Raw genomic sequence first — 5770 nt, forward strand, 5'->3', positions numbered from 1 at the left:
GCCATCACCATGCTGGACCTCATGAATCATCAGACAGGTTTTGATACTAGCCCCATTATCTGAAGGGCGACAAGAGCCTGAAAGAGATTTTAACCATCTACCAGCCCATTCAGTCCTTTGAGCCGGGCACCGTCACAGCTTATTCCAACTATGGGACAGGGCTGGCCGCCTACATGGTGGAGCGGCTTTCTGGCCAAGGCTTCGCCGATTATGTCCATGAGCATATCTTCCAGCCGCTGGGCATGGACCGGACTGCCATCCTGCCGGACCTGTCTGACAATGCCTATGTGCAGGCCAAACGCAGGGAAGCTATAGGTTATGATAGCCAAGGCCAGCTCTTGGGCAGCACCAACTTGGAATTTGGACTCTATCCAGCCAGCAGAGCGACCGGTACACTGGAGGATTTGCAAAAGTTTGCTCAGGCGCTTCTCAAAAGGGAAACACTTTTCCAGCGGCTGGAGACTTGGACGACCTTCTATACCGGCACTTCTACCTATCCGGGCACAGACATGGTCCGAAACGCCCACGGCTTCTGGACCAGTGAGTATGGCCTTTCTGTCCTGAGCCAAGGAGGCCACACGGTCGGCTTTTCTGCCAATCTCTTGCTAGACCTTGAGTCGGGGGTCGGCATGATTGTCATGACCAATCAATCCATTGAAGAGCGCTATAATTTCGCTATGCCAGAACTGGTCTTCGGCCAGCGAAAAACAGCCAGTCCAGCCACCCAAAAGAATTTTGAGCCCGGCTATTATCGATCTTTCAGGATTTTTAACAGCGGGCCCCTGTCTATTGCGAAAATCGTCCCTCCCTTCCTTGATCGGTTCAGCAGTCCAGATGCACTCAAAGATGAATTTTGGACCCTTGATGACAGCAGCGGACGGACGATATTGTCTCTGTCTTCCTCTGACTTTGAGAAGGTCTCTGACACGGAGCTCTTTACAGACTATGCCCTTACAGGTTTGGGACTTCTGGCCAGTCTTTTTGCTCTGGGAAATCTCTTGTATAGCCTTTTGAAAGACAGTATCCGTCTCATTTCAGGCAGGCAGAACAAAGGTTTTTCCAAAGCTTGGAAGATTTGGAATTATGTGGCTTCTCTGGCTACCATAGCTGTTCCGCTTCAGCTCTTATTGGTTTTCCAGGCAGTTTTGAAGAACGATTTCAGCGGCGTCAGCCCTTGGCGCTATATGGTCTTTGCGGGACTAGGCCTGGTCTTGGCTGTCTGTTCCGTCTATCCGCTCCTGCACAAATTCCAGCTCAGCCGAGGCGGGAAAATCCTAACCGTCCTGACCAGTCTGTCTGCTCTAGCTATCGTCGCCAACATCCTCTACTGGTCCCTCTATCAGTGGTGGGTCTTCTAACAATGAAAGGAACATCCTATGAAAAAATCAAGTATTCTAATTATTTTCATCATCCTAATCCTCGCCCTCTTAGTTTACTGCTGCAATAGCTAAATCTGAAATAGTTTAAAAAGGAGTACGATATGATAACAAAACGAGTATTTTTATGGCTTCTGACTATCCTCAGTCTGGGACTTTTCCAGCCAAGCACCGCGCTGGCCGAAGAATCACAAAAGCTACCGTCTGGCACAGACCGCAATCAGATTGGCCAGAAGATTCAGGACTTTGTCAAGGAACATGAAAAAACGACCGCCGGTATGGAAATGTCTGTCTTTGATACAAACGGCACTATCTACCGGGGTAACTTTGGCTACATGGATAAGGAAAAAGGCGTCAAGGCCGATGACGACAGCGTTTTTGAATGGGGCTCTGTCACTAAACTAACCGTTTGGGTGTCAGTCATGCAGCTCTGGGAGGAAGGTGAGATTGACCTTGAAGAAGACATCCGCACCTATCTGCCCAAGGATTTTCTAAAAACTCTCCGCTTTGACAAGCCCATCACCATGCTGGACCTGATGAACCATCAGGCAGGCTTTGAGGAATCATCAGCAGCCATGAACTCTGAGCAAAAGAGTATGGAGGAACTCCTGGCCACGAAACAGCCGGCGCAAATTTTTGAGCCCGGCAGCAAGACTGCCTATTCTAATTACGGGACAGGCTTAGCCGCCTATATCGTCGAACGAATCAGCAAGCAGAGCTTTTCAGACTATGCCCACCAGCATATCTTTCAGCCGCTGGGCATGGACCGGACTGCCCTCTTGCCAGACTTATCTGACAATGCCTATGTCCGTGACAAACGCAAGGAAGGTCAGGCCTACAATGCCAACGGCCAAGCTCAGGGCCCATCCATCTTTTACCTCAGCTTATACCCAGTAGGGCAGGCGACCAGCACTTTTGAAGATTTTCAGAAATTTGCCCAGGCCCTTCTCAAGCAGGATAAACTCTTTCAGCGGCCGGAGACTTGGGACACTCTATACTCCGCCAGCTCCACCTATCCCGGCACAGACCTGCCGCTCAATATGCACGGCTTCTGGACTGTGGAATACGGCACAAGTGTGGTTGGCCATGGAGGCAATACCGACGGTTTCTCCTCTAAAATCCTGCTGGATCTGAAAAACGGAGTCGGCTATGCTGTTATGACCAATCAAGCCCAAGAACTTATCTATAACGAAACGATGCCGGAGCTGATTTTTGGACTCAAGAAAAAAACGGACAAATCTACTTTTGAAGCCTTCCAACCCGGCTTCTACCGCCGGGCGCGCTACTTTGCGACTGGCCCCATGTCTATTACCAGAGGATTTTTGTACACCAGTTATGCCTCTAAAGGTAGGGACAATTCCCTCCTCAGTCAGGACTATGCTGTCCTCAGCAGGAAAGACGGTCAGGAGATGGTAACGGCTGCCTATGGGGATAGCTACAAGATTACAGACATGGAGGCCTATATGGACTACACCATGTATCTCCTCTTCTTTATCGGCCTAGTCTATGCCTTCATCAACCTTATCATCAGCGGAGCAGCTGATCTCATCCGTCTAGTCAGAAAGACTCCCGCCAAGGCACCGACAGACTTAAAAATCTGGAATTACCTAACCACGCTGACCAGTCTTGGCGCAGGTTTCAACTCCTATCTCATCTTTGCCACCATGGCCGTCAGCAAGACTGCTATCATGCAGCCTTGGCGCTATATGGTCTTTGCAGGGCTGGGAATTTTACTGATTGCTAGTCTGGTCTACCCTTTGATAACTAAGATTAAAAACCGACTGAGCAGAGGCCGGCTGGCCCTAACTATCCTAACCAGCCTATCCGCCCTAGCCATCGTGGTCAACATCCTCTACTGGTCCCTCTATCAGTGGTGGGTGGTCTAATGATGAAAGGAAATCGGATGAAAAATCTCTGATGGTTAAAAAAGGGCGATAGACTGGTCTGAAAGGTCAAAAAGGTCTTTAGAAGCCTTACTTTTACTATAATTGAGTAGGGAAAATGCTGTAGAAGCCTTGCTTTTGCTATAAAAGATTAGTGAAAAAGAAAATAGAAAGGAAATCTGATGAAAAAATATTTATTCTCACACTTTTAATCATCTTAACGCTGGGATTGTTTCGGCCAGTCACTGCCTTGGCCGAGGATCAGAAGCTGCCTTCGGGCACAGACCGCAGTCAGATTGGCCAGAAAATCGAGAATTTTGTCAAGGAACATGAAAAAACGACTGCCGGAATGGAAACAGCAATCTTCGACACCAACGGTACCATTTACCGAGGCAACTTCGGCTACATGGACAAGGAAAACAAGGTCAAGGCTGATGATGACAGCGTCTTTGAATGGGGTTCGGTCACCAAACTGACTGTCTGGGTTTCCGTCATGCAGCTCTGGGAAGAAGGAAAAAATTGACCTAGAGGAAGACGTTCGCACCTATCTGCCGGAGGGTTTTCTGCGCAATCTCCGCTACGACAAGCCCATCACCATGCTGGACCTCATGAACCATCAGGCCGGTTTTGATGATACACCACTTTACTTAAAAGGCGATAAGAGCAACCTAAAAGAACTGCTCAGCGACTATCAGCCTATCCAGTCCTTCGAGCCGGGCACGACAACCATTTATTCCAACTACGGCACAAGTCTGGCCGCTTATATCGTCGAGCGGATTTCCGGTCAGACCTATGTAGACTATGTACATGAGCACATCTTCCGGCCGCTGGACATGGACCGGACAGCAATCCTGCCTAATCTATCTGACAATGCCTATGTGCAGAAGAAGCGCAAGGAAGACAAAGGCTACACCAGTGAAGGGGAACTCATAGGTGATGCCCCCTACGAAGTCGGCCTCTATCCAGCCGGGCGGGCTACAGGGACCCTGGATGACCTGCAGAAATTTGCCCAAGCCTTGCTATCTCACAGAACTCTCTTTAACCGGCCTGAGACCTGGACGACTCTGTACACTACTAGCCTGACCTATCCCGGCACAGACACTGTTCGCAATGCCCATGGATTTTGGGCCAATGAATACGGCGTCACAGTTCTGGGTCATGGCGGTAATACAAATGGATTTTCCAGCTATCTTCGTCTGGACCTCAAGAAGGGCGTCGGTCAGGTGATTATGACCAATCAATTTAATGAGCAGATTTACAATTACCAAATGCCTGAATTAATCTTTGGCAAGCTGCAGACGGCCAGTGCTGAGACTAAGAAAGAGTTTGAACCAGGTTATTACCGAGTGCTTCGCAATTACAATCAAGGGCCAGCGACCTGGACCCAACTCCTTCCAAATGTTACATTTGAGCTAAAGGATTCATCCTCTGAGCAACTAGATGGCACTTTTTGGACCCTTTATAAATATAAGGGAAAAACCCGAATCGCTACCTCGGTCAGTGATTTGGAGAAAGTCCCTGACTGGGAAATCTGGACCCAGTATGGTCTGGCTGCCTTGGCCGGTCTCAGTGTTCTTTATGCCTTGGGCAGTCTGCTAGTCCGTCTCCTGCTGGGACTTTATCGGCTAATCCTTGGCAAAAAGAAAAGCAGTCAAGCACGTGCCCTGAAAATCTGGCAAATCCTGACAGCGGCAGGCATAACCGCATTTGCCGGTAATTTCCTGCTCCTCCTTCAAAGCGCTATGGATGCTTCGGACTATAGTGTAGTTAGTCAGTGGCGTTACATGGTCTTTGCCGGACTGGGCTTGTTGCTGGCTGGCTGTGCGATCTATCCGTTTTTGACGAAAGCCAAGTCCCAGCTCAGCCGTAGCGGGAAAGTCCTGACTGTTCTGACCAGCCTCTCGGCCCTAGCCATCGTGGTCAACATCCTCTACTGGTCCCTCTATCAGTGGTGGGTGGTCTAATCATGAAAAAGCTCTGCTTTATCAAGAAAGGAAAAAATAACATGACTCTAGCAAATTTTCAAGAAAACCTAGCAAAATACGCCAAGATTTTGGTGACCAACGGCATCAATGTTCAGCCGGGCCAAACCGTCTTCCTAAATATTGATGTTGAGCAGGCTGCCTTGGCCCGCTTGATTGTCAAAGAAGCCTATGCCGCAGATGCACAAGAAGTGATCGTCCAGTGGACAGATGAGCCAGTCCAGCAGCAACAGCTCCTGCACACTTGGCCGGAGCGCTTGGAAAGTGTGCCAGACTACAAGCTGGCCGAAATGGACTATTTCTTGGACCAAAAGGTCAGCTATCTCCATATCCTGTCCTCCAATCCTGACGCTCTCATGAATATCCCAGCAGATCGGCTGGCAAAATTTGTCCAGACCACTGCTAAGATCTCCCAGCCCCTCATGGCCGCTGCCCAGTCTAAGAAAATCTGCTGGACTATGGCCGCTGCAGCCGGCCAAGCCTGGGCCCAGAAAGTCTTCCCCCAAGCCAAGGACGAGGAAGAAGCGAC

General features: G+C 49.5%; 2 protein-coding genes and 2 pseudogenes. All 4 read left to right on the forward strand.

Annotated elements, in window-relative coordinates:
- Nucleotides 1-1358, forward strand: a pseudogene (locus STRDD11_RS07870) (serine hydrolase domain-containing protein); the annotation flags it as partial.
- Nucleotides 1359-1480: 122 nt separating this feature from the next.
- Nucleotides 1481-3262, forward strand: coding sequence for a serine hydrolase domain-containing protein (locus STRDD11_RS07875; protein WP_128836872.1), 1782 nt, complete (start codon nucleotides 1481-1483; stop codon nucleotides 3260-3262).
- A gap of 163 nt (nucleotides 3263-3425) precedes the next feature.
- Nucleotides 3426-5223, forward strand: a pseudogene (locus tag STRDD11_RS07885) (serine hydrolase domain-containing protein).
- A gap of 41 nt (nucleotides 5224-5264) precedes the next feature.
- On the forward strand, nucleotides 5265-5770 hold a 506-nt coding region (locus STRDD11_RS14420), incomplete at its 3' end, for an aminopeptidase (protein ID WP_241209392.1).

Origin of the sequence: Streptococcus sp. DD11 (genome assembly GCF_001578865.1) — a bacterium.
GTDB lineage: Bacteria > Bacillota > Bacilli > Lactobacillales > Streptococcaceae > Streptococcus > Streptococcus panodentis.

Coding starts and splice junctions, on each gene's coding strand:
- STRDD11_RS07875 (WP_128836872.1), top strand. CDS start 1,481: ATGATAACAAAACGAGTATTTTTATGGCTTCTGACTATCCTCAGTCTG.